We start from the raw sequence: 24354 nt of genomic DNA, 5'->3' as shown, positions 1-24354 counted from the left end.
ACATGAACTTCACCTCCATCGCGCTGATCGCGCTTGCCATGTCCACCGACGCGTTTGCCGCAGCGATCAGCAAAGGCGCAGCGCTCAAACATCCCAAACTGTCAGAAGCACTACGCACCGGATTGATTTTTGGTGTCATCGAGGCCATCACGCCTTTAATCGGCTGGGCCATCGCCACCTTCGCCATCAAAACTTTTGCGTCACATTACATTACCGATTGGGATCACTGGATCGCCTTCACCCTCCTGCTCGCCCTTGGCCTGCATATGATTTACGAAGGCTTTAAACCGGCAGAACTCGAAGAAGAAAAACCCACCAGCCACTCCTTCTACATCCTAGCCCTCACCGCAGTCGCCACCAGCATAGATGCCATGGCCGTAGGCGTCAGCTTGGCGTTTATGGAGGTGAATATATTCATCACCGCCGCAGCGATTGGTTTTGCCACATTTATCATGGTGACCATTGGTGTGATGCTTGGGCGTGTGTTAGGGTTAATGTTTGGAAAACGTTCGGAAGTGGTTGGAGGTTTGGTGTTAATTATGATTGGGGCTTATATTCTTTACGAACATTTAGTCACATAGAACTCATTGCAAAGTAAGTCGACCAAAAATCAGACAACCAAATTGTTTTGAGCAGTACCAGTCATGAATAACATCAACTTGAAAATTATGCTCTAATTTAAAGAGTTTTAAATCATTTCGGAATTAACTTAACTACCGTAATAATCAAAGACCAATATGAAATATAACTTCCTAATAAACGTTCTTGATAAATTAAGATATGAAGCAACTAGTAGTTACATAAAGCGCTATCTCCCTAATGAAAATGACTTGGAAAAAATAAACCAAGCCAGATCACGTGCATACATACATTTATATTTGAAAGTATTATTTGGAATACTAGACTTTGATGAACGTGAAAAACTTATCACAGATGACCCCTATGATGGAGGCATTGATGGTTACTATATTGATGAAGATAGAAAGTTCATCTATTTAATTCAATCCAAATTCAGGATAACTGAACATTTATTTGAGAATAAAGAAATTAGATTAGATGAAATATTAACCATGGATATAGATAGGATTCTTGGAGGTGAATTAACTGACGAGAACAATAACCCTTACAATGGAAAAATAAAAAAACTGCAGAGAGAAATAGCAGAAACTCCTGATATTGCTAGATACAACTATAGAGTTACGATTTTAGCTAACTTACCTTCAGTAAGTCCGACTAAATTACGTCAATTAACTGGAGGCTACAACGCAGAAGTATTTGACCATCAAAGAAGTTATCGAGAGTTATTATTGCCAGTGATATCTGGCACGTACTTCACAGCAGATGATATAAGCATACCTATTGATCTTTCTAACAAGAATGCAGGAAGTAAAATAAGTTATACAGTGAATACAAAATATAGCGATTGTGAGATCACTGTTCTTTTTGTACCTACTTTAGAAATTGCAAAAATAATGAGTAAGTATAAAAACTCAATTCTCAAGTACAACCCAAGAAGTTTTTTAGAGTTTGAAGGGAAGAATGTAAATAACTCGATTAAAGAAACAATTCTAAAAAATGGAACTAATGAGTTTGCTCTTTATAACAATGGCATAACTATGATTTCCGATGAGACCAATATTAATGAAAAAATTGGAACAAAAAATAAAGCTCAATTGAGAATTAAGAATCCGCAAATTATCAATGGAGGCCAAACATCATACTCATTAAGTCGAATATATGAAGAAAATCCAGGCCTAGACTCCGAAAATATTTTTCAGAATAAAGAGGTTTTGTTAAAAATAATCACATTCATGGATAACATCAGTGACGAAAAAAAGCTTGAACTTATAGATGAGATTTCAGAAGCCACCAATAAACAAACTCCGGTAATTAATGCGGATAGATTTGCAAATGAGTCCTTTCATAAAGAAATACAACAAAAAATATTTGAAACCTATGGCTTACTTTTTGAAAGGAAAAGAGGAGAGTACGCAGATGGAATACAAAGTGAGTATGTTGCAGAGTCTGATGTTATTGAGCGAAATTTATTCTTTCGCTTGTATTACACCGCAAATGGCAACTTGCGAAAAGGGATCCAAAGAAAACTATTTCAGAAGAACGACTTCTTTGGATTTGACATTAATGATCAACAGTCTTTAGATAAATGCGTATTAGGCTATAGAATTTATTCACTTTTGGCTCTAGGGAAAAATACGCAGAGTCCAGTTAGCCATGCCTTCTATTACAAGATATTTTTATACATATGTTTATTCTTAGAGGAAGGTATTCATCAGGATCAAGCTCAATTTGAATTGAATTATAAAATTGTTGAATTAGCTTGGGCACAGTTTATGAATGACAGAAGAAAAAATTCAGAGGTTGCTAGAAAAACCCGTATTAATAAGACCACTGGTGAAGAAATCGTGATTTTTATGGAAAAAAAATATTTAGAATCAGTACATGTAACTGACGATTTACGAATATTCCTTAACAAATTCAACCTCTCTGCAATAAAGCAAGGACTCGAATTGAATACGTAAACCGTTTATCTCACTATGATTAGCATTAAGCCGTCATTGTTGTTTAAGTCTAATGGTCAAAAAATAATTAACATCCGCGTTAAAATACCGCCACACTCGTTTTATTAGAATTTATATGGATAAACGTATCCCCGTCACGCTACTCACTGGTTTTTTGGGCAGCGGCAAAACCACCCTGCTCAACAAGCTGCTACATAACCCGGCGATGAAAGACACCGCCGTGATCATCAACGAGCTCGGCGAAGCGGGTTTAGACCAGATTTTTGCCAATAGCCAGATTTCGCAAACCATCGAGAGTGAGCATATTGCCGATAACACGGTGTTGTTGAGTTCTGGCTGTTTGTGCTGCTCGCTCAAAAACGAACTGGCCGATACCATGCGCGATTTGTTCTTCAAGCGCAGTTTGCAAGCGGTACCGGAATTTAACCGCCTGGTGATTGAAACTACTGGCATGGCTGACCCTGGCCCGATATTAGCTAACCTGATGAATGAGCCGGTGATTGAGTCGGTATATCGCTTGGACGCCGTGGTGGTGACGATTGATGCGGCTTATGGTTTGCAGCAGATTGAATCGCAGAAAGAAGCGCTCAAACAAGCAGCCGTAGCGGATGTATTGCTGATTACCAAGTCTGACACTGCCACACCGGAACAGATTAGCGCGTTGCAGGCAAAGCTGAACGCGATTAACCCGAATGCGACGCAGCAGTTTGTGTTGCATGGTGAAATCGACCCGATGCAGATTATTGATGTCGGGCTGTTTGATTTTGCCAAGCAAGCTAACCCGCAGCGCTGGTTGAAAGCACCTGCTAGCGGCTTTAGCGCAGCTAAGAAAGGCACGATTCCACAAGCACCAGCGCATGATGATGTAACGACGTTTACTGTCTATTTGCCTAAACCGATGGCATGGTCAGATTTCAAGGGCGTGATCCTCAAGCTGTGTCAGGTGCATGGTGAAAACCTCTTACGTTTAAAAGGCATTCTGCACGTGGAAGATGCGCCTGCACCGCTGGCGATACACGCGGTGCACTTTACGCCCTACCCGCCTACGCTGCTGGAAGGCTGGGATGAAGATGAGCCGATCAGCCGGATTGTGATTATCGGCAAAGGTATCGATGAGCAAGCAGTTCGCGATATGCTCACCCAGTTCTAAAAATAAAGACTGCGCGGGCGAATTGTTGTGTTGCGCGGTACTCAAAATCCTCATGTACTAAATGTACATTCCGGTTTCTGTGTTCCGGGCGCCTTGCACTTCATCCCGCTCGAATATTTATTTGACGTTTGTGTAAACAATAAAATTTGAATTAAACAATGGAGTTTTTATGGGTCGTTATTTAGAAAGATTAATTGAAAGCTGGATTTTCCAGAGCCGCTGGTTGATGGCACCGATGTACCTTGGTTTGGTCGGTGGCCTGTTTATTTTGCTGGTGAAGTTTGGCCAGGAATTCTTCCATATTGTTTCGCACCTGGCTTCGTTCTCGGAGCAGGAAACCGTGCTGTCCCTGCTGGCACTGGTGGATATCACGCTGGTCGGCAATTTGCTGATCATGGTGATTTTCAGTGGTTACGAAAACTTTGTCTCGCGCATTGATACCGCGAACAGTGAAGACAGACCTGAGTGGATGGGTAAAGTCGATTATTCCGGCCTGAAAATCAAGCTGATTGGTTCTATCGTCGCGATTTCTGCCATCGACCTGCTGAAAGCCTTTGTGCACCAGAGCTCAGGCACTGCCAGCTTCACCACTGAGCAAATGGCATGGCTGGTGGGCATACACCTGACCTTTATCATCACCGGTGTGCTGTTCGCCTGGATGGATAAAATTGCCGGGCACAGCCATGGCAAAGGTAAGTCAGATCATTAAGTAATTTGTCAGCGCCGAAGGTATACTGATCAGCCAGCAAAGACTGTACACGGAAGTTTCCGTAAGAAATATTTCAAAAAATTAATCAGATAACCTTGGGAAAACCACTATGACAAAAAAAATTGTTTTATTAGCGCTAGTGAGCATGCTGCTTTCCAGCTGTGTCATCTTGCAAGATCGTAATCATTGCCCACCAGGACAGGCTAAAAAAGGTAATTGCTAGATTAAGTTGCTCGCTTAACACGTTGAAAATAAAAAGCCTCACAGATGTGAGGCTTTTTATTTCGCGGGGAAGATCAGTGCACGATGGTTCTGATATGCCAGGTTTATAGCGTGTATGAAAAACGGGAGCTTAAGCGCCCGCCATCTGATCAAGAGATCAATATCGATTAAGCTTGTTTTTGTTTACGGCGTTTGGCAACTGTACCTACCAAAGCCAAACCGGCAAACATCATGGCATAAGACTCTGGCTCTGGTACTGCCGCAGCAACTGAGGTCACCGCTGTGTATTGCAGACTGAGGAAGCCGTTGAAAGGCAACTGCCAGCCCTGACCAGGAATCGTGCTGTTATAGGCATTACCCAGACCAAAGCCTGTGCTGTCCGCTGCAGTTTGGGTACGTGACAGCTGAATGCCGGTCACGCTAGCGTCACTGCTGGTCAGGTAGGCGATGTACTTGGTGCCCGCATTCAGGTTCAGGCCCAGGTTTTCAAATGACAATGTGGTGTAACCGCCTGCAGCATTGTATGTATCGACAGCGTTAAATGTTGAGGTTAGCAAGTTGCTGCCTACGGTATTTTCAGCCTGGTTCTGGGCGTTAGTAGCTGGGTTCCATTGGGCGACATTCAACTGAAAAGAGGCTGATGTATTACCAACAGCGTAGAAGCTGAATGATGACAGCAGGCTGTCGGATGTCAGTGAGAACACCTGGCCGACTTTTGGTGAATCACCACTTGGGTTAGCGGCGTTGCCGAAAGAGGCAAATGGCAAACCGGTGTTCGCGCCAGCTGGCACATTGGTGTAAACCGTAGCTGAGGCGCTGCCTGCAAAAGCAAGCAACAGGCCGGCAACTATCTTCATTTTAAATGCTGATGAGGTCATGATTTTTCCTAGAGGGTGGCAATGGCAATTGGTTAGAACAGTGCTCTAACCCAGCCAAAGTACACTGGCAATATTTCAGATATTTGAAAAAATATGACCGGCCATAGTCCGAAAAATCGGAGCTAGCTATACAGAATATGGGTGGAAAGCATGCATGTAAATTTGTATAAAAGTAGTGGCTGAAGAGATTTACAAACGCTGATCAGCGCCTGAGTGGGGCCAGAAGAATCGAGTATTGCTTTAGTATTACTCGCGTTGCAGCAGGATAGTAATCAGCAGCGTGGTATCAGTGAGCGCTTTCACGGTGTGTGCTTCATTGGCTTTTAAATAAACCAGATTGTGGGCTTTTAGCACCCTCACTTCATCCCCCAACCCCAGCTCAATTTCGCCCTCGATACACTGTATGGTGATTGCACCAGCGGCGGTGTGTTCCGGTGTGGTTTTACCTGCGGTTAACACAAACCTGAACACCTCGATATGGCTTTCACGTATCAGCGTCTCAGATGCGGCTTTCACAAAATTCGCGCCGTAAGGGCTGATATCAATGACCTGGCCAGGTGCAAAATGCTGGATACTCATAAAAGTAAGCCTCTCTTGATGCGTGTATATTTAATTTTAACGCGACTGTGCTGGCTTTCCAAATAGGTGTTAAGAGAGATATTTATCCGTGGAGATGACAGACCCGTAACCAAACGCGAATGCTGCCATCATGGCGGCATGCACTTGCGACGCTGGTATGTTCACGCCATCAAACTCCAGGTCCAGCGTGGCACAAGCGTCGTGCAATATGGTGGCGACATAGCCCATATCGACTGCCGCGCGGACAACGGCATCGACACACATATGGCTCATGGCACCAACCACGATCACTTCTTCAACCCCTTGCGCATCTAGCTGGTGTTTCAGGTCAGTATCGCGGAAGGCATTGATGTGATTCTTGACGATGACCGCTTCTCCTTCAAGCGGTGCGACCGATGGCTGGATTTCGACACCTGGCGTGCCCGGCACAAATACCGGTGCTTCGCCATTGGCGAACTCGTGGCGGATATGGAATATCGGAATGCCTTTTTGTCTGGCATCGGCAATCACCCTGGCAGCATTGGCGGCAGCGGCTTCAATACCACACAACGGTAACTTGCCGGTTGGCAGGTATTCGTTTTGCAAATCAACAACGATGAGACCACTTTTCTTCATGCTGCTCTCCTGTCAGGTTCACGATAGCGTTATGTTAGCACCAGTCTGTAACATAGCTTCAACCTGCCTGTTGCGATCAGTTTACTTCTGTCGCTATATTTAACCTGTTGTATTCACTGGTATTTTCCGAGGCGTAACATTCCAGGATCTTGGCATCATTCGCCTTGAATTTGATGCTCTCGATGGAATTGATATTTTTTTCGAAGCTGGGGTCCAGCTCACCGCACTTTTTGGCACGGTTGCTCACAAAATGGAAATAATCTTTCCTGTTCAACTCAGTCCTGATAGAACCATCATTGAGCAAGTTTGTATAGGCACGCCTTAACCTGAGCTCAGACACACTCCAAAGGCTGAAAGTGATCTGGTTGGTAGACACGTTCACAACAGGTCGCAGGTCTTCTACCGGCGCGGGTTCAGCTTTTGGGGTGACCGCACTTTCCACGACTGGCGCTGGCGGTGGTGCGATTTCTGGTTGAACAACCGGAGCAGCGGGTAATGATTCCACATCAGCAGGTTTTTCTGCGGGTGGCGTTTTTGCAGGCGCAACTTCACTCTCAGATTCTTCCTCAATCTCGGGCAGCTCAATCTGTTGCTCTGCTTTGGTTAAAGATTCTTCCACCGCACTTAAGGGCTCGACTGCCGGCGGCGGTTCAGAGTCTTGCAAGCTGAATATCACCAGGCCCAACACGATCAAGCCGGTTAAATAAAACAGGACGGTCGCGATGAAGTTGAATTTTTCATTGGAGGTATTTTCGCTGTTGCAGTTTGGGCAGTTAGACGACACCGCCTCATCTTTTGGGTACCAAATAAATCCGCAGTCGTTGCAGACCTTGTGAAGTCGAAGAAATAGGCTCATCAGGTTCTCTTATTGTTATCGAAAAATCGTTTCATTTGAAGCCACTGCCACTTACTTATTGTAAACCCGGGCCACTATCGCTCAGGTGATGCCTTATTTTAGGTTTTGGCATTTGATATAAGTTCATCCATATTGCAGCCATATCTACATATAAAGCGCATGAACCAGCAGACAGCTGGTGAATTTAAATGAATACGCAAGGTCGGTATGGATTATGGACTTGAAACAGGATGTAAACATGGAAGAAACCGTATTTTTTAATTTTAATGGCATCATCGTCAGCAATAGCCGCTTTATCGTGCGCAGCCAGACCTATGCCATGCAGAGCGTCACCTCAGTGAAGCCCGGCATCGTGAAACCATCGCGAGGTGTCGCGATGGTGTTTATGCTGATTGGCGTACTACTGCTGATAGCGGAGTTGCTGGAGCTGTTTGATAAAGGAGTATTGCTGGTCGCCGGTGTGGTCGCCATTTTGATTGGTTTAATCGCCTGGTATCTGGAAAAACCCAGATACTCGGTGATCTTGAATACGTCAGCCGGCGAGCACCACGCATTGATCAGTGACAAGAAACAGGATATCGAGCATGTGCTGCAAGCGCTGAATCAGGCGATTGTGAGCCGGGGTTAGTACTTGGCCGGGACAAACATCTCCTTGGGCACTGGCCCGCGTATGTAATCCGGGTTGTGCACACGTTTAGGCAACACGACTGACGGATGCTCTACCTTGTCATACTCGATCTGGCTTAACAAATGGTTGATGCAATTCAGCCGCGCTTTCTTTTTATCCACCGCTTCAATCACCCACCACGGCGCTTCAGGGATATGCGTACGCTCGAGCATGATCTCCTTGGCTTTGGTGTATTGCTCCCACAGGCGACGTGATTCCAGATCCATAGGGCTGAGCTTCCATTGCTTGAGCGGATCCTGGATGCGCGTCATAAAGCGTAAGTGCTGTTCGTCATCGGTGATCGAGAACCAGTATTTGATCAGGATGATGCCGGAGCGCACCAGCATCTTCTCAAACTCCGGCACCGAGCGAAAAAACTCTTCGTATTCGTCCTCATTGCAGAAACCCATCACCTTTTCCACCCCGGCGCGGTTATACCAGCTGCGGTCAAACAGGACGATCTCGCCACCGGCTGGCAGATGCGAGATATAGCGCTGGAAATACCATTGCGTGCGTTCACGTTCACTCGGCGCTGGCAAGGCGGCGACACGACAGACGCGCGGGTTCAGGCGCTGGGTGATGCGCTTGATCACGCCACCCTTGCCTGCGGCGTCACGGCCTTCAAACAGCACCACCACCTTCAGTTTATTGTGCACCACCCAGTCTTGCAGTTTGACCAGCTCGCCTTGTAGCCGGAACAGTTCTTTAAAGTAGATCTGGCGGTCAGACAGGGACTCGGTGTGGAGGCCTTCCATTCCGGTTGCGGAAGCGAACTCTGCCAGCAGCTGATCCATGCGCTGATCATCCAGCTCCATTTCCAACTCCTCATCAAAGCTGTCCAGCATCTCATTATGCAATTGCGCCTCAGTAAATCGTTCATGGCTGAATTGCTCATCGTTAGCAGGGTTTTCGACAGTTTTATCATCAGTCATGGTGATTTCCGGGGAGATTGAGGTAGAAACTGAAAATCCTAATTTTCCAGCATGACAGTTTGATGACTATTTTGCTTTTGCGCCTGTTTGACCAGTTATCTCCTGTCATCAATTTGTCACATTGAAAATCAATACTCAGGGTTCTCGATAAAAAAATCAGGCGAATATCATGAACACTTCCTCTGCCAGTGCCTCGTCGTTGTTGCATAGCAGTTCTAAACCAAATCTCGATAACAAACCGGGCTTGCTCACCAAAACGATATTTATCGGTTTATTAGTATTGGGCCTGATTTATACCGGCTTCAGCCTGATGAACGATGTCAACGATACCGGCGCCAGCACGACCACCTGGGTACCGTTTATCCTGCTGGGTGTGGCCCTGGTGATCGCACTGGCGTTTGAGTTTGTGAATGGTTTTCATGACACGGCCAATGCAGTGGCGACGGTGATTTACACGCATTCGCTACCGGCCAACTTTGCGGTGATCTGGTCAGGCACTTTCAACTTCCTCGGCGTGCTTGTTTCCAGCGGCGCAGTGGCATTCGGAATTATTTCCCTGTTGCCGGTGGAACTGATTCTGCAAGTCGGCTCAGGTGCAGGCTTTGCCATGGTGTTTGCTTTACTGATCGCCGCCATTTTGTGGAATTTAGGTACCTGGTTACTTGGTTTGCCAGCTTCATCCTCACACACCCTGATCGGATCCATTATCGGCGTCGGTGTGGCTAACGCTTTAATGCATGGCCGCAATGGCACCAGCGGTGTGGATTGGGCGCAAGCAACCAAGATTGGTTACTCATTATTGCTCTCCCCTGTGATCGGTTTCTTTTTCGCGGCTTTGTTATTACTGACGCTGAAAGCGTTTGTCAAAAGCAAAGAGCTTTACCAGGAACCTAAAGGTAACAAACCACCGCCATTGTGGATCCGTGGCTTACTGATTCTGACCTGTACCGGCGTTTCGTTTGCGCATGGTTCCAATGACGGCCAGAAAGGCATGGGGCTGATCATGCTGATCCTGGTGGGGACGGTGCCTATGGCCTATGCCCTGAACCGTGCCATGCCGGTAGACCAGATGACGCAGTTTGTCGCTGTAGCACACGTCACCCAGCAATCCCTGGAACAAAACAGTTCTGCTACCCCGCCTGCCAGCAATGACGCTGCCCGCCATACACTGACGGAATATGTACGCACCAAAGCAGTGACGAAGGAACTGATCCCGGCGCTGGCGGCCATGACCGGCAGTATCGGCGACCAGGTCAAATCACACGGCACCTTTGCTGCATTCCCTGCCGAGCAAGTCGGTAACGTGCGTAACGATATGTACTTGGTGTCGGAAGCCATTCGTTTCCTGGATAAAGACGAAACCGTTAAATTTGATGCTGACACCAAAGCCAATGTGACTGCCTTCAAAAAAGAAATCGATAAAGCGACCAAATTCATCCCATTATGGGTAAAGGTGGCGGTTGCGATCGCGCTGGGCTTAGGGACGATGGTCGGCTGGAAGCGTATCGTCGTGACCGTAGGCGAGAAAATCGGCAAGACACATTTAACCTACGGACAAGGCGCCTCTGCCGAACTGGTGGCGATGACCATGATAGGTGCGGCGGATATGTACGGTTTACCGGTATCGACTACACATGTGTTGTCGTCAGGGGTGGCAGGCACCATGGCTGCCAATAAATCCGGTCTGCAAATGTCTACTATCCGTAACTTGCTGATGGCCTGGGCGCTGACACTGCCAATGGCGATGATCTTATCCGGCAGCTTGTACTGGTTGTTCACCCACCTGTTTTAATCAGCCCTGCCAGATTTAAAAAAGGCCGCTACTTCATGTACCGGCCTTTTTTATTTGTCTCAGAGAATATTGCCAATCTGGTCCAGTTCCGCTTTCAGCTTCCTGGCATCGCTCAATATCTCCTGATCCAGTTGCACGAACGCCAGGATACGCGCGCGTAAAATACGGTAAGCAGCCTCAAAACTGGCGTTGATTTCTTTGTCTGTGCCGGTTGCTTTGGCAGGATCATCCACGCCCCAGTGCGCTCTTAATACATTGCCAAGATACGCCGGACAAGTCTCCCCCGCGGCATTGCCGCAGACGGTGATCACAATATCCGGCGTGGCAGGCAAATCATCCCAGGACTTGCTGTAATAGCCTGCCGTTGCTATGCCTTTTTCTGCCAGCAAAGCCAGTGAACGTGGATGTACCTCACCGGTTGGCTGGCTGCCTGCACTGATGGCGCGCATATGTGCAGAGGCTAAATGATTGAATGTCGCTTCAGCGATGATTGAGCGGCAGGAGTTACCTGTACAGAGGAATAGGATATTCATAGTGTTAGTGAAAAGTTTTGAAGGGATAGCTTTGATTAATGGCTTTGATAGTTAGCTGTTTTCGTACCAGCGCTGGCTACGGTTGACGATAGCGACCACAGACAACATGACCGGCACTTCAATCAGCACACCGACCACGGTGGCGAGCGCAGCCCCTGAGTGAAAGCCAAATAATGCAATGGCAGTGGCAACAGCCAGCTCGAAAAAATTGGAAGCACCGATCAGGGCAGACGGCGCCGCCACACAATGGGCGACTTTAAGTTTTCTGTTCAGCCAGTAAGCAAGCATGGCATTGAAATACACCTGGATAAGGATAGGCACCGCGAGCAAGGCGATGATAAATGGCTGCGCGATGATCTGTTGCCCTTGAAAACCAAACAGCAACACCAGCGTTGCCAGCAATGCCATCAGGGACACAGGCTGAATGCGCTTAAGCAAGGCATCAATAGACTGCTGGCGACCGGAGAGTATGACTTCCCGCACCAGCTGGCTGATTACAACAGGCACGATGATGAATAACAACACCGATAAAAACAGCGTGCCCCATGGCACTACGATGCTGGACAGGCCCAGCAGTAAAGCGACCAGTGGCGCAAATGCAAACAGCATGATGGCATCATTCAGGGCTACCTGCGATAGCGTGAATTTGGGGTCACCTTTACACAAGCCACTCCAGACAAACACCATGGCAGTGCATGGCGCCGCAGCCAGCAGTATTAGGCCTGCGATGTAGCTGTCTATCTGGTCTGCTGGCAGCAGGTCGCCAAACAGGTGACGGATAAACACCCACGCCAGCAACGCCATGGAAAAAGGCTTTACCATCCAGTTGATGAATAAGGTGACGCCTATACCCCTGCTATGCGTTAAAACATCGCCCATGGTTCTGAAGTCTATCTTCAGTAACATCGGGATAATCATCAGCCATATCAGGCCAGCCACAGGCAGGTTTACTTCTGCCACCTTGAGTGCAGCGACCGTTTGGAAGAAAAGCGGGAATAGCTGGCCCAGGGTAATACCGGCCACTATGCAGCCCAGTACCCACCAGGTCAGGTTACGTTCAAAGCGGCTGATCGGGCTCGGTGCAGTAATGACATTCATTCGCAGCCCTGCTTACTGGTAGCCACTGCCACCTCTTGCACAACCGGAATGCCGGAGGCTGCGCCCGGCTTAACTGGCTCAAGGTTTTTGCCTGGGTTACAGCTGCTTACATCAGGGCAGCACTCATTGACACCGGCACAGCAATTCTCGGTAAGGTAAGCAAGCAGTGTATTCATTGCCTGATAATTCGCTGAGTAATAAATAAACCTGCTGACTTGCCGTGAGGAAATCATGCCAGCGTTGCTTAATTCTTTCAGGTGGAAAGAAAGCGTGCTTGGCGGAATGTTAAGCCTCTCCCCTAAGCTTCCAGCTGGCACGCCGTCCGCCCCTGCTTGCACGAGTACGCGAAATATCTCCAGGCGCGCTGCTTGCGCGATGGATGAAAGTTGTGTCACTGCTGATTGAATATCCATAGATTCCATATTTCCATAAATATAGAAATAATACAAGAAGACTGACAGACATATTTAAGGACTAAATATCCCTTTACATTTTCAACCTGCCATAAAAACTGCGCCATTTGCCAGTCAATATCGCTTTCACCAAGTTGCATTAAGAATTTAAATGATTTATGTAAATTGAAAAACAAAGGGCAAATACTGCGTTTCGTCATAGAAATGGAGTATAAATCCGCTCTTTTTCGGCTAATCCTTTTTTGGGTGTTCAGTATTTAATAGTGAGGTATAAAAACCGCACATGGTTAAACCAAACATTCTCATTGAGGGCAACACTTATGAGTATCGATTTTCTGAATAAACTGACTGGCAAAGCGTCTAAAGCCAACGACACCAGGCAGCGCGATGATGCCGGGCAGATTCAAGCCATTCATCAAGTCATGGGCGTGATTGAGTTTGACCTGCAAGGCAACATCCTGGCGGTCAATGATAATTTTGCCGCAGTGACTGGTTACAGCAAACAGGAAATCGTGGGCCAGCATCATGAAATGTTTGTCGAACCCAGCTACAAGAAAAGCGCGGAATATAAGCAGTTCTGGGATAACCTGGGTCGCGGCCAGGCAGACAACGGCCAGTTCAGGAGACTAGGTAAAGGCGGCAAGGAAATCTGGCTGGAAGCCAGTTATGTGCCGATGACCGATGAAACAGGCAAGCCGTTTAAAGTCATTAAATATGCATTCGACATCACAGTTGAAAAACAGCGTGATGCCGAATCACAAGGACAAATCGCCGCTATCAACAAAATCATGGGCGTGATCGAGTTTGACCTCAAGGGCAATATCCTGGCGGTGAATGAGAATTTTGCCGCCGTCACCGGTTACAGCAAGGAAGAAATCGTCGGCCAGCACCACAGCCTGTTTGTTGAATCCGCTTACAAAAGCAGCGCGGAATACAAACAGTTCTGGGATGACCTGGGCAACGGCAAAGCCAGTGAAGGCCAGTTCAAACGCGTAGGCAAAGGCGGTAGGGAAATCTGGCTGCAAGCCAGCTATAACCCTATTTTTGATGCGACCGGCAAGCCATTCAAGATAGTGAAATATGCGACCGACATCACCGGTGCACAACGCAGGAATTCAGATTACGCAGGCCAGATCAGTGCCATAGGCAAAGTCATGGGCGTGATCACTTTTGACCTGAAAGGTAATATCACTGACGTGAACGACAATTTTGCCGCCGTCACCGGTTACACACGCGAAGAAATCGTGGGCCAGCACCATAGTCTGTTTGTTGAACCTGCTTACAGGAATAGCGCGGAATACAAACAGTTCTGGGAGAAGCTTGGACGCGGTGAAGCGAATGAAGGACAGTACAAGCGCGTCGGTAAAGGTGGCAAGGATATCTGGTTACAGGCAAGCTACAACCCTATTTTCGATGCCGCCGGCAAGCCTTTCAAGGTGGTGAAATACGCCACTGATATCACCAAAGATAAACTGAAGAACGCAGACTTCTCGGGCCAGATTGAAGCCATAGGCAAAGTCATGGGTGTGATCACGTTTGACCTGACCGGCAAGATCACCGACGTTAATGACAATTTCGCCAAGGTCACCGGCTACAGCAAGCAAGAGATCATCGGCCAGCACCACAGTATGTTTGTGGAAAGTGCTTACAAAAACAGTGCCGAATACAAACAGTTCTGGGAAAACCTGGGTAACGGCAAGGCCGACGAGGGCCAATACAAACGCGTAGGCAAAGGTGGCAAGGAAGTCTGGTTACAAGCCAGCTACAACCCTATTTTTGATATCGATGGCAAACCGTTCAAGGTGGTGAAATACGCGACCGATATCAGCAGCAAAGTGGCCGAAGCCAACGCCATGAAACAGGCTGTACACGAAACTACTGAAGTGGTTGCAGCGACCAAAAGTGGCGACCTGACTCAAAGGATAGCCACTGATAACAAGCAAGGTGAAATCAAGACGCTATGCGAAGGTGTGAATACCATCGTCGATGAAATGACCGATATCCTGTCTGCGATCAAAATCGCTGGTGAAGCGATCAATTCGGCAGCCACCGAAATTTCACATGGTAATAATGATTTATCGCAACGCACCGAAGAGCAAGCCAGCTCACTGGAAGAAACTGCTTCCAGCATGGAAGAAATTGCGTCTAATGTGAAAAACAATGCTGAAAATGCACAGCAGGCCAACGCTATGACTGACCAGGCCAGCAGCATCGCGGCCAAAGGCGGTGAGGTATTTGGCAAAGTGGTTTCTACCATGTCAGAAATTACCGAAAGCTCTTCACGCATTGAAGAGATCATTTCCGTCATCGACAGCATTGCTTTCCAGACCAATATCCTGGCGTTAAACGCAGCGGTTGAAGCCGCGCGAGCCGGCGAACAAGGCCGTGGTTTTGCCGTGGTGGCCAGCGAGGTGCGTAACCTGGCACAACGCTCTGCCAGCGCCGCCAAGGAAATCAAATTGCTGATTAATGATTCGGCCACCAAAGTCGCCAATGGCTCTTTATATGTAGAACAGGCCAGCGGCACCATGGAAGACCTGGTGACCGTGATTGACCGCTTCTCGCAACTGATCAGCGAAATCACTGCTGCTTCAGTAGAACAAAGTAGTGGCATAGACCAGATCAATATTGCCGTGAATCAAATGGATGAAGTCACCCAGCAGAATGCCGCACTGGTTGAAGAAGCCGCCGCAGCGGCGATGTCACTGGTGAATCAGGCCGAAAAACTGCAGGAAACCGTGAGCCATTACCAATTTCAGAGTACTGCAAGCAGCGGATCATACGCAAAAACCTCTAAAGCGCAATCGCCATCCAGAAGCCAGAGCTATGCAAAAAAAGTCAGAACCGGCACCAATGATGCTGGCTGGGATGCTTTTTAAAGCCAAGGCATTGATGAAAGCTTAAAAAAGCCATGTAACTACCTCCAACCCGCCTGCTGGCGGGTTTTTTTGTACCTGTGCAGCCCGCAAGCGCTTAGCCGTACAAGGTATTGTGATTGTTTATAAAAACCATCTCTTCCCGATCATTTTCTGGACTTCATCACAAAAAAAAGTCATCAAAGACGTGTTTTTCCAGCCATAAATGCACAATACATTTACGGCAATTAATTGAAGTATAAATACCTCTCTATTTCAGCAGTTAAAAACCTAACACTTATATTAATATAAATTAAATTTAGTTGATCTTAATTATGACCAAGGGACATTTGTATGCTCAATATTTTTAATGGTATTAAGAATTCCAGCAAAGAGCAGTTACTCAAGCAAATTGACCTTGCTGGTCAGATAGACGCTATCCATAAAGTGATGGGCGTCATCGAATTTGATCTGCAAGGCAATATACTTGCAGTCAATGATGGCTTTGCGGCTGTGACGGGTTATCGTGCTCAAGACATTGTCGGGCAACATCACAGCATGTTTGTCACAACGGAGTATAAAGCCAGCACAGAATACAAGCAGTTTTGGGAAAAGCTGGCCCTCGGTGAATCCAATGATGGCCATTTCAAACGCGTAGGTAAAGATGGCAGGGAAATCTGGTTACACGCCAGTTATAACCCGATCTTTGACACAGATGGTGCACCCTTCAAAGTGGTGAAATATGCCACCGATATCACCCAGGAAAAACTCAAGAACGCTGACTTTTCAGGCCAGATTGAAGCCATTGGTAAAGTGATGGGGGTGATCGAATTTGATCTCAAGGGTAACATCCTGTCAGCCAATGACAATTTCGTCGCAGTGACCGGCTATAGCGCGCAGGAAATCGTAGGCAATCATCACAGCATGTTCGTGGCAGCTGAATATAAAAACAGTGCCGAATACAAACAGTTCTGGGAAAACCTGGCGCTGGGTGAAGCGCACAACGGGCAATACAAACGCTTCGGCAAAGGCAACCGTGAAATCTGGCTGCAAGCCAGTTACAACCCGATTCTGGATATGGATGGCAGGCCATTCAAGGTAGTGAAATATGCTACCGATATCACGCGTGAAAAACTCAGGCAAGCTGACTTCTCAGGCCAGATTGCCGCCATTGGTAAAGTGATGGGGGTGATCGAATTTGACCTCAAAGGCAATATCCTTTCGGTCAATGACAACTTTGCCGCAGTCACAGGTTACAGCGCCCAGGAAATCGTAGGCAACCATCACAGTATGTTTGCCACGCCTGAATATAAGAACAGTGCAGAATACAAGCAACTCTGGCAAACACTTGCCCAGGGTGTCGCCAATGATGGCCAGTATAAACGTATTGGTAAAGGCGGCCGGGAGATCTGGTTACAAGCCAGCTACAACCCGATTTTTGATATGGACGGTAAACCGTTCAAGGTAGTGAAATACGCCACCGATATCACCCGGGAAAAACTGCAATATGCTGATTTTTCAGGCCAGATTGCCGCCATCAGCAAAGTGATGGGCGTGATTGAATTTGACCTTAAAGGCAATATCCTGGCAGTGAATGATAACTTTGCCGCAGTCACCGGTTACAACGCGAAAGAAATCGTCGGGCAACACCACAGCATGTTTGTGGAAGCTAGTTACAGAGGCAGCCAGGAATACAGGAATTTCTGGGCGAATCTGGGCCTTGGTCAACCTGATAGCGGGCAATACCAGCGAGTTGGTAAAGGCGGTAAGGAAATCTGGCTACAGGCGACTTACAACCCTATTTTTGATATGGATGGCAAACCGTTCAAAGTGGTGAAATATGCCACCGATATCAGTGCCAAAGTCAAGGAAACCCATGCCATGAAACAGGCGGTGGATGATGTCGTGCGTTACACCCAGACCGGCGATCTGACCCACAGGATCCCTACTTCGGATAAATCCGGCGAAATCAAACAACTGTGTGAGGGCATCAACATCATCATCGATGCCATGACCGGTATCCTTTCCATCGTTAAAACATCTGGTGAAACCATCAACCTGTCTGCCTCGGAAATTTCCATGGGCAACAATGATTTGTCGCAACGCACCGAGGAACAGGCCAGTTCGCTGGAAGAAACCGCAGCCAGCCTGGAGGAAATCGCCGCGACCGTCAGACACAATGCCGAAAACGCCAAGCAGGCAAACATCATGACCAGCAAAGCCGGTGAGGTAGCCAACCGTGGCGGTGAGGTATTCGCCAAAGTCGTGCAAACCATGTCGGAAATCACCGAAAGTTCTTCGCGTATTGAAGAAATCATCACCGTGATTGACAGCATTGCCTTCCAGACCAATATCCTGGCCCTGAATGCGGCGGTAGAGGCGGCGCGTGCCGGTGAACAAGGCCGCGGATTTGCGGTAGTTGCCAATGAGGTACGCAATCTGGCGCAACGTTCGGCAACAGCGGCGAAGGAAATCAAACACTTGATTGGCGATTCTGCCAGTATCGTTGCCAATGGCTCGCAATACGTAGATCAGGCCAGTGGCACCATGGAAGAAATGCTGCAATCCATTAAAAATGTGTCTGCCATCATTTCTGAAATCACCGCTGCATCGGCCGAGCAAACCACAGGCATAGACCAGATCAACGCGGCCATGAACCAGATTGATGAAGTGACACAGCAAAATGCTGCGCTGGTTGAAGAAGCGGCTGCCACTGCCATGTCACTGGTTGAACAAGCCCATAAACTGACCGACACGGTGAACCAGTACAAACTACCAGAAGCACGCCCTGCCTATCAGGGTAAAACAGTCAGCAAAGAAAGTTACAAGATCGCAGCTGCAGCGTAACGCAGGAGCAGCTGCCCTGCGATGCTTTAAAGACAATTGCCAGATTAAATAGCTAACGAGACTTTCATTTGGTACCTTGCATGGCTCCTGCAAGGTACTTTTTTTTATTTCACGCTGCATATTCCCGTGCTTTTTCCAGCATACCGCAAGCCAGCAACCACTGGTCTTACGCTGAGGTATCAATACTCTTTAATGGCCGTATAGATCCTGGGTCTTGTAGTTAGGCCCGAAGAATTCTTTCATCAGGAAATCTTCCAGCCCGGCACTGTCAGCAGGCCTTGCAGATAAAGTGACGGTACGCCCCAGGCGGTTGGATATCCAGTCAAAATCACCATTGTAGTGCTCGCGGATGATTCCGATCATGCGGCGTATCATGACCAGCCGGATATCCTCACCACTGCCCGCTTCCACCTGGTAGAACTGGGTATTGGCCGACGTGTAATCGTTGACCCAGCCTTTAAAGCTGAAGCTTGCGTTGTAAGGATCCATACGCTTGATCGAGAACAGGCCATTGGTGCCGACCTTGAGATTGTTCATAATGTTTTTGGTGCGACGCTCATCTTCTGAAGGCCCGCGCTCGGCCGCCGCTGCCGCATCGTTGATTTCCTTGGCGGCCATTTCTTCAGAATTCCGATCAGATTGCCTGCGTTTGATCATGCTGGAAAAATCTTCCACCGGTGGTGGTGTCTGTTGGGGCGTAGGCTGAGGACGTGGTTGCGGTTTTGGCTCAGGCAACTTGAACGTACTATTCGGGTTCTGCGACTGGATAATCTTCTTTGGCAGCTTGGGCGCTTCTTTAGGCTGTGGCTTGGGTTTTGGCTGCGGCTTGGGCGGCTCGGGCAATTCCAGCGGCGGTTCAATCACCTTGGGCGGGCTGGCAGCAGGCTTGCCAGGGTTCAGCACAATGCTTAACGGCGATTGCGATGATTCTTCCATCGGTTTCAGCAAGTCGAGTATAAAGCCCCAGAACAGAATCGCATGAAACAGCAGCGACAGCAAAAAGCCCCACATCAGCCTGGCAGGGATGCGTAACACACGGTCCCGCTGCTTGGGTTTCAGCCAGTTGGGCGTGCTAAAGGGTTCAAATGGGGAGGACTTTTGCATGAACAGGATTAATCACAGAGGTTGCTGATGTCACGCATGACTATTGTATTTCTTGCCAAAGTTTTTCGAGTCTTTTGATTGAGACAGGATAAGGCGTTCTTAATTCCTGTGCAAATAATGATACACGTAACTCCTGCAACTGCCACGCAAAGTCTTGTAACCCGCTTGTTACAGACAGGTTGGCTTTACGCAGTTGCTCTATCTTCTGCTGCCAGCGCTGCTCCAGTTGCACAATCGCCTGCGCATGCTTGCCATCCCGCTCTATACTGGTCGGATATTTATCGATACGCATGCGGATGGCTTTTAAATAGCGTGGAATATGCGGTAGATATTCCCACGGTGTGCGGCTAAAGCACCCGTGATAGACCAGCGCCTGCAATTGTTGTTCACATTCACGTTTGATTTTCTGCGTCACCGGCGTCATTTTCTGCAATTGCGCGGTTAATGCCTGGTATTCGCTGGCAATCAGTTGCACTTGCCTTGTCAGCGCTTCCGCCACCGCCGGCAGGCGGGTGCGTGCACGCTGTTTGAGTTGCATGAACTCGGCATTGGTACGCGGCAGCTCATCATCGGCAATAAACGCACGGTCGGCAATCGCTTGCAGCATGTCTTCACGCAACTGGTCAGGGTTCATGACCGAGCGCAACAACAAGGCATACTGGTTAAAACCCGGCAGGCTTTTTTCCAGCTGCTTCATCTGCTCCTTGAGCTCGAAGCGCATCAAGCGGCACACGCCTTTACGGTGTGCCTGGGCTGCCATCTCCGGCGTATCAAACAATTTGACGGCCACACTATCCTGGTTATCTTCCACCGCCGGGTAACCGGTCAACTGACGGCCATCTTTGCTGAAGGTCAGCGTTTGCGGCAGGTCACCAAAGTCCCATTGCTTGAGATCAGTCTTTTCAATATCCGGCGAGCCGCTACGGAAAGTCAGTTGCGCGGCAGAACCCAGTTGCTTCTTGAGCGTATTCCAGTCGCGGCCCATGCCAAGCTCGCGGCCTTTTTCATCCACCACCCTGAAATTCATCAGGTGATGCGCATCCAGCCCGGCCAGATCAAACTCTTCCGGCTTCAGTTTGAGTGAAGTTTTTTGTTCGACAAACTGTGATAAGGCTGGTAATAACGCGCCTACTGGTTGGTGTTTCTGCAAAAAGCCAGTCACAAAATCAGGCACCGGCACACATACACGTCGCAAGGTCTTGGGCAGTGCTTTGATCAAGGCCGTAAGCTTGTCACGTATCATGCCCGGCACCAGCCATTCAGTTACGTTTGCATCCAGTTGGTTCAACAGCGCTAACGGGATGGTCGCTGTCACGCCATCCAGCACGTGGCCAGGTTCAAACCGGTATTTCAAGGGCACGCTTTCGCCGTCTATGGTCATCTGTTCGGGGAACTGCACCTCCGTAATCGCATTGGCGCCGTGGCGCATCAAAGACTCACGCGTCAGGTATAACACTTTCGGATTGATTTTTTCAGCATCCTGCCGCCACTTCTCGAACGAAATGCCGTTGAAAACACGATACTGCTCGCTGATTTCAGGCACCACCTTGTCATAGAACGCAAACAGCTGATGCTCATCAATCAGCACATCCTGGCGGCGCGCCTTATGCTCCAGCGCTTCCACCTCTGAAATCAGGCAGCGGTTAGCTTCCTGGAAAGGCGCACGCGTATCGAACTCCATATTGGCAAGCGCTTCTCGGATAAAAATCTCGCGCGATTGCTCAGCATCTACCGGGCCATAATGCACCCGCCGTTTCGGCACGATGGTCAGGCCATACAGGCTGACGCGCTCCCACGCCACCACTTGCGCGGTCTTGCGGTCCCATCGCGGGTCGCTGTAATGGCTTTGCGTCAGGTCACGCGCCCCGCCCTCATGGGCGACTGGTTCAATCCAGTCCGGGTCTATTTTGGCGACGATGCGTGCATATAACTTGGTTGTATCTACCAGTTCCGCGGCGATCACCCATTTAGGGCGGCTTTTTTTCAATGCTGAACCTGGTGCAATGGTGAAACGGATGCCACGCGCACCGGCGTAGGTTTCGCCGTCACCATCCTTGAAACCGATATTACCCAGCAAACCGGATAGCAAAGCCTTATGCACCTGCTCATAGCTGGCTTCCTTATCGCCCAGTTTGAAGTCCATTTCCTCAACCATTTCGCGCAGTTGCGCGTGCAACTCGCGCCACTCTTTCAGGCGCAGAAATGAAAGGAAAGACTGGTGACACTGGTTCAACAAGTCTTTATTTGATTTTTTTGTTTTGAGCGCCTGGTCATACCAGTCCCACAATTTGAGATAACTCATGAAATCAGAGTCATCTGCCTTGAATTTAGCGTGCGCCTGATCAGCCGCTTCGCGTTTATCCATAGGCCGTTCACGCGGGTCCTGCATGCTCAGCACACTGGCGATAATCAATATCTCGCGCAGGCAGCTTTCTTTTTTCGCCGCGAGTATCATGCGCGCGACACGCGGGTCCAATGGCAGGCGCGCCATTTGCCGGCCGATCTCGGTAATCTCGCGCCGCTCGGTTACGGCGCCCAGCTCCTGCAGCAACTGGTAACCATCACTGATCAAACGCGATGAGGGCGCTTCAATAAAAGGGAATTCGGCGACATCCCCCAGGCGCAAATCGGCCATGCGCAGAATGACACTGGCCAGCGAACTGCGCAAAATCTCAGGTTCGGTAAACTCCGGGCGCTGGTTGAAATCTTCTTCAGAATACAGGCGCACGCAAATACCACTGGACACCCGGCCACAACGCCCTGCCCGCTGTTTGGCCGCTGCCTGCGAGATCTTTTCAATCTGTAATTGCTCGACCTTGGCACGCGGGCTGTAACGGTTTACCCGCGCCAATCCGGCATCAATCACATATTTAATCCCAGGCACCGTCAGTGAGGTTTCTGCGACGTTGGTCGCCAGCACGATCCGGCGCTGCCCGCTGGGGCGGAAAATCTTTTGCTGGTCTTCAATACTCAGCCGCGCAAACAAAGGCAGTATCTCGGCTGACTTCAGCTTGAGCGAACGGCCCTGGTTTTTACGCAGATGGTCGGCAGTATCGCGGATCTCACGCTCACCCGGCAAAAACACCAGGATATCGCCATCACCCTGCCGCAACAGGTCCTCAGCAGTATCGAGGATGGCGTCTTCCATCACCTCCTCTTCGTCATCCTCCTCCAGCCAGCGGGTTTCCGTGCGTGGTGGCTTGCGCTTGATACCCATCAGGTCCTGCGCAAAACGGTCTATATCGTCCAGCCCGTCATCAATCGGCACTTCCACCGCCACCATGGTGGTTTTATTGCCGAGCGGCCGGTAGCGGATATCCACCGGATAGGTGCGGCCAGACACTTCAATGACGGGTGCGCCATTGAAATGACTGGAGAAACGGTCGGCATCAATTGTCGCCGAAGTGACGATGATTTTCAGGTCGGGCCGCTTTGGTAATAACTGCTTGAGGTATCCCAACAGAAAATCGATGTTAAGGCTGCGTTCGTGCGCCTCATCGATAATAATGGTGTCATAGCCATTGAGGAATTTATCGCTTTGCGTTTCCGCCAGCAAAATACCGTCGGTCATCAGTTTGACGTAACTGTTTGCGGAGAGTTTATCGTTAAAACGCACCTTGTAACCTACGACCTCGCCCAGCGGACTTTTCAGTTCCTGTGCGATACGGGTGGCGACGGAACGCGCCGCAATCCGGCGGGGCTGGGTATGCCCGATCAGGCCGCTGACGCCACGTCCCAGTTCCAGGCAGATTTTAGGTAACTGTGTGGTTTTACCGGAGCCGGTTTCACCGCAGACAATCACCACCTGGTGCTTCTGGATCGCCGCCGCGATTTCGTCTTTCCTGCCGCTGACAGGCAACTCTGGCGGGTATTCTGGTTTAGGTACCGCGGCTAAGCGCGCCTGCAATCTTTGTTGCGAGGCATGTACCTTTTGTGCGATCTCTGCCAGGGCTTTATCGATAGATTTGTTTTGCTTTACGGCATCGCGCAACTGGTTTAAACGGCGTTTCAGCGGGAAGCGGTCAGCCAGCATGCATTGCGGAAGTTGTTTTTCGAGTTGGCTGATGAGTTGTGCGGGGAAGACAGCGGTCATAGGGGTGGGATTTTAACATGCCGGTGATTAAAGCTATTCATGGTTAGCGTTGAGATCAGCAGGGAATTTTCAGGATCGATGTAATGTTTCTTTTCGCCTGCAGGCGAGTTACTTTTCTTTGCTTGCACAAAGAAAATGTAACCAAAAGAAATGCACCCTAGCTTCCGCTTGCTTCCTGCGTTGCTCATCAACGTGGGCGGCCAACGAAACTCGCCCTAGTGGCTTGCAAAAATCGCAAGCCACCGCGGAACTCAAACAGTCGCGGGCCGAAAACTCCCACGCTGACTGCGCTACTCGGCGCGTCAGATAGGGGCCCGTTTAAAACCACCACGATGAAACGATGGCGGTACGCAATTGGCAAAGGGCGCTAAGTGGTCTTTTCAATCTCAAGACCAAGCTAAACAATCAAGTACGTTGTTTTGTCTTTTGGCTTTGTTTTATTCCAATGGTTAAGCGGGATGCCATGCAAAG

General features: G+C 48.8%; 17 protein-coding genes and 1 pseudogene. 8 read left to right on the top strand and 10 right to left on the bottom strand.

Translation table 11 applies throughout. From position 1 onward, the window contains the following. Window positions 1-2: 2 nt before the first annotated feature. From mntP to ACFQ2T_RS00680, 4 genes are all read left to right on the top strand, one after another. A complete protein-coding gene (mntP, locus tag ACFQ2T_RS00695; protein WP_379029121.1) occupies window positions 3-581 on the top strand; it encodes a manganese efflux pump MntP in 579 nt (192 codons plus the stop codon). Between the two features lie 156 nt (window positions 582-737). Further along, a complete protein-coding gene (locus ACFQ2T_RS00690; protein ID WP_379029118.1) occupies window positions 738-2540 on the top strand; it encodes an AIPR family protein in 1803 nt (600 codons plus the stop codon). A gap of 115 nt (window positions 2541-2655) precedes the next feature. Continuing rightward, a complete protein-coding gene (locus ACFQ2T_RS00685; protein ID WP_379029115.1) occupies window positions 2656-3690 on the top strand; it encodes a CobW family GTP-binding protein in 1035 nt (344 codons plus the stop codon). A gap of 169 nt (window positions 3691-3859) precedes the next feature. Beyond that, a complete protein-coding gene (locus tag ACFQ2T_RS00680) occupies window positions 3860-4399 on the top strand; it encodes a TIGR00645 family protein (protein WP_379029112.1) in 540 nt (179 codons plus the stop codon). 389 nt (window positions 4400-4788) lie between these two features. Here ACFQ2T_RS00680 and ACFQ2T_RS00675 read toward each other — a convergent pair whose 3' ends face one another. The 4 genes from ACFQ2T_RS00675 to ACFQ2T_RS00660 form a co-directional block, all read right to left on the bottom strand. Then, on the bottom strand, window positions 4789-5499 hold the full coding sequence (locus tag ACFQ2T_RS00675) for a PEP-CTERM sorting domain-containing protein (protein ID WP_379029109.1): 711 nt from the start codon (window positions 5497-5499) through the stop codon (window positions 4789-4791). A gap of 246 nt (window positions 5500-5745) precedes the next feature. Further along, a complete protein-coding gene (locus tag ACFQ2T_RS00670; RefSeq protein ID WP_379029106.1) occupies window positions 5746-6078 on the bottom strand; it encodes a cupin domain-containing protein in 333 nt (110 codons plus the stop codon). A 69-nt stretch (window positions 6079-6147) separates the two neighbouring features. Further along, a complete protein-coding gene (locus ACFQ2T_RS00665; protein ID WP_379029103.1) occupies window positions 6148-6693 on the bottom strand; it encodes a cysteine hydrolase family protein in 546 nt (181 codons plus the stop codon). 76 nt (window positions 6694-6769) lie between these two features. Next, window positions 6770-7549, bottom strand: coding sequence for a hypothetical protein (locus ACFQ2T_RS00660; protein WP_379029100.1), 780 nt, complete (start codon window positions 7547-7549; stop codon window positions 6770-6772). Window positions 7550-7787: 238 nt separating this feature from the next. Between ACFQ2T_RS00660 and ACFQ2T_RS00655 the strand changes: the two genes are divergently transcribed. Beyond that, window positions 7788-8177 (top strand): DUF6232 family protein, encoded by a 390-nt coding sequence (locus ACFQ2T_RS00655; protein ID WP_379029098.1) that lies wholly within the window; start codon window positions 7788-7790, stop codon window positions 8175-8177. On the opposite strand, the gene ppk2 is transcribed toward ACFQ2T_RS00655, so the two are convergent. Further along, window positions 8174-9148, bottom strand: coding sequence for a polyphosphate kinase 2 (ppk2, locus tag ACFQ2T_RS00650; RefSeq protein WP_379029096.1), 975 nt, complete (start codon window positions 9146-9148; stop codon window positions 8174-8176). The two genes, ACFQ2T_RS00655 and ppk2, sit on opposite strands and share 4 nt — an antisense overlap. A 169-nt stretch (window positions 9149-9317) precedes the next feature. Between ppk2 and ACFQ2T_RS00645 the strand changes: the two genes are divergently transcribed. Next, window positions 9318-10940, top strand: a complete 1623-nt coding sequence (locus ACFQ2T_RS00645) for an inorganic phosphate transporter (protein ID WP_379029093.1) — start codon at window positions 9318-9320, stop codon at window positions 10938-10940. A 59-nt stretch (window positions 10941-10999) separates the two neighbouring features. On the opposite strand, the gene ACFQ2T_RS00640 is transcribed toward ACFQ2T_RS00645, so the two are convergent. The 3 genes and pseudogenes from ACFQ2T_RS00640 to ACFQ2T_RS00630 all read right to left on the bottom strand — a co-directional run. Beyond that, window positions 11000-11473 carry an arsenate reductase ArsC gene (locus ACFQ2T_RS00640; protein ID WP_379029090.1) on the bottom strand — a complete coding sequence of 158 codons (474 nt, stop codon included), beginning with the start codon at window positions 11471-11473 and terminating at the stop codon, window positions 11000-11002. Window positions 11474-11524: 51 nt separating this feature from the next. Next, entirely contained in the window at window positions 11525-12571 is a 1047-nt protein-coding gene (gene arsB, locus ACFQ2T_RS00635; protein ID WP_379029088.1) for an ACR3 family arsenite efflux transporter, read from the bottom strand. A 92-nt stretch (window positions 12572-12663) separates the two neighbouring features. Further along, window positions 12664-12984 (bottom strand): annotated as a pseudogene (locus tag ACFQ2T_RS00630) (ArsR/SmtB family transcription factor); the annotation flags it as partial. A gap of 320 nt (window positions 12985-13304) precedes the next feature. On the opposite strand from ACFQ2T_RS00630, the gene ACFQ2T_RS00625 reads away from it, so the two are divergent. Together ACFQ2T_RS00625 and ACFQ2T_RS00620 are read left to right on the top strand one after the other, a co-directional pair. Then, window positions 13305-15863, top strand: a complete 2559-nt coding sequence (locus tag ACFQ2T_RS00625; RefSeq protein WP_379029085.1) for a methyl-accepting chemotaxis protein — start codon at window positions 13305-13307, stop codon at window positions 15861-15863. A 330-nt stretch (window positions 15864-16193) separates the two neighbouring features. Continuing rightward, complete coding sequence (locus ACFQ2T_RS00620) at window positions 16194-18686, top strand: methyl-accepting chemotaxis protein (protein WP_379029082.1); 2493 nt, start codon at window positions 16194-16196, stop codon at window positions 18684-18686. 189 nt (window positions 18687-18875) lie between these two features. Here the strand turns inward: ACFQ2T_RS00620 and ACFQ2T_RS00615 are convergent, their stop codons facing one another. Both ACFQ2T_RS00615 and hrpA read right to left on the bottom strand, forming a co-directional pair. Continuing rightward, window positions 18876-19790: a hypothetical protein gene (locus ACFQ2T_RS00615; protein ID WP_379029080.1), complete on the bottom strand. Its 915-nt coding sequence runs from the start codon at window positions 19788-19790 to the stop codon at window positions 18876-18878. A gap of 40 nt (window positions 19791-19830) precedes the next feature. Continuing rightward, on the bottom strand, window positions 19831-23823 hold the full coding sequence (hrpA, locus tag ACFQ2T_RS00610; protein WP_379033849.1) for an ATP-dependent RNA helicase HrpA: 3993 nt from the start codon (window positions 23821-23823) through the stop codon (window positions 19831-19833). Between the last annotated feature and the right edge of the window lie 531 nt (window positions 23824-24354).

Source organism: Methylophilus flavus (genome assembly GCF_042678905.1).
Lineage (GTDB): Bacteria > Pseudomonadota > Gammaproteobacteria > Burkholderiales > Methylophilaceae > Methylophilus > Methylophilus flavus.
The sequence above is the reverse complement of the archived record's forward strand: the minus strand, read 5'-3'. Positions and strand labels throughout refer to the sequence as shown.

Excerpts from the sequence above, each read along its gene's own strand:
- mntP (WP_379029121.1), top strand. The coding sequence starts at position 3 with ATGAACTTCACCTCCATCGCGCTGATCGCGCTTGCCATGTCCACCGAC.
- ACFQ2T_RS00690 (WP_379029118.1), top strand. The coding sequence starts at position 738 with ATGAAATATAACTTCCTAATAAACGTTCTTGATAAATTAAGATATGAA.
- ACFQ2T_RS00685 (WP_379029115.1), top strand. The coding sequence starts at position 2,656 with ATGGATAAACGTATCCCCGTCACGCTACTCACTGGTTTTTTGGGCAGC.
- ACFQ2T_RS00680 (WP_379029112.1), top strand. The coding sequence starts at position 3,860 with ATGGGTCGTTATTTAGAAAGATTAATTGAAAGCTGGATTTTCCAGAGC.
- ACFQ2T_RS00675 (WP_379029109.1), bottom strand. The coding sequence starts at position 5,499 with ATGACCTCATCAGCATTTAAAATGAAGATAGTTGCCGGCCTGTTGCTT.
- ACFQ2T_RS00670 (WP_379029106.1), bottom strand. The coding sequence starts at position 6,078 with ATGAGTATCCAGCATTTTGCACCTGGCCAGGTCATTGATATCAGCCCT.
- ACFQ2T_RS00665 (WP_379029103.1), bottom strand. The coding sequence starts at position 6,693 with ATGAAGAAAAGTGGTCTCATCGTTGTTGATTTGCAAAACGAATACCTG.
- ACFQ2T_RS00660 (WP_379029100.1), bottom strand. The coding sequence starts at position 7,549 with ATGAGCCTATTTCTTCGACTTCACAAGGTCTGCAACGACTGCGGATTT.
- ACFQ2T_RS00655 (WP_379029098.1), top strand. The coding sequence starts at position 7,788 with ATGGAAGAAACCGTATTTTTTAATTTTAATGGCATCATCGTCAGCAAT.
- ppk2 (WP_379029096.1), bottom strand. The coding sequence starts at position 9,148 with ATGACTGATGATAAAACTGTCGAAAACCCTGCTAACGATGAGCAATTC.
- ACFQ2T_RS00645 (WP_379029093.1), top strand. The coding sequence starts at position 9,318 with ATGAACACTTCCTCTGCCAGTGCCTCGTCGTTGTTGCATAGCAGTTCT.
- ACFQ2T_RS00640 (WP_379029090.1), bottom strand. The coding sequence starts at position 11,473 with ATGAATATCCTATTCCTCTGTACAGGTAACTCCTGCCGCTCAATCATC.
- arsB (WP_379029088.1), bottom strand. The coding sequence starts at position 12,571 with ATGAATGTCATTACTGCACCGAGCCCGATCAGCCGCTTTGAACGTAAC.
- ACFQ2T_RS00625 (WP_379029085.1), top strand. The coding sequence starts at position 13,305 with ATGAGTATCGATTTTCTGAATAAACTGACTGGCAAAGCGTCTAAAGCC.
- ACFQ2T_RS00620 (WP_379029082.1), top strand. The coding sequence starts at position 16,194 with ATGCTCAATATTTTTAATGGTATTAAGAATTCCAGCAAAGAGCAGTTA.
- ACFQ2T_RS00615 (WP_379029080.1), bottom strand. The coding sequence starts at position 19,790 with ATGCAAAAGTCCTCCCCATTTGAACCCTTTAGCACGCCCAACTGGCTG.
- hrpA (WP_379033849.1), bottom strand. The coding sequence starts at position 23,823 with ATGCTGGCTGACCGCTTCCCGCTGAAACGCCGTTTAAACCAGTTGCGC.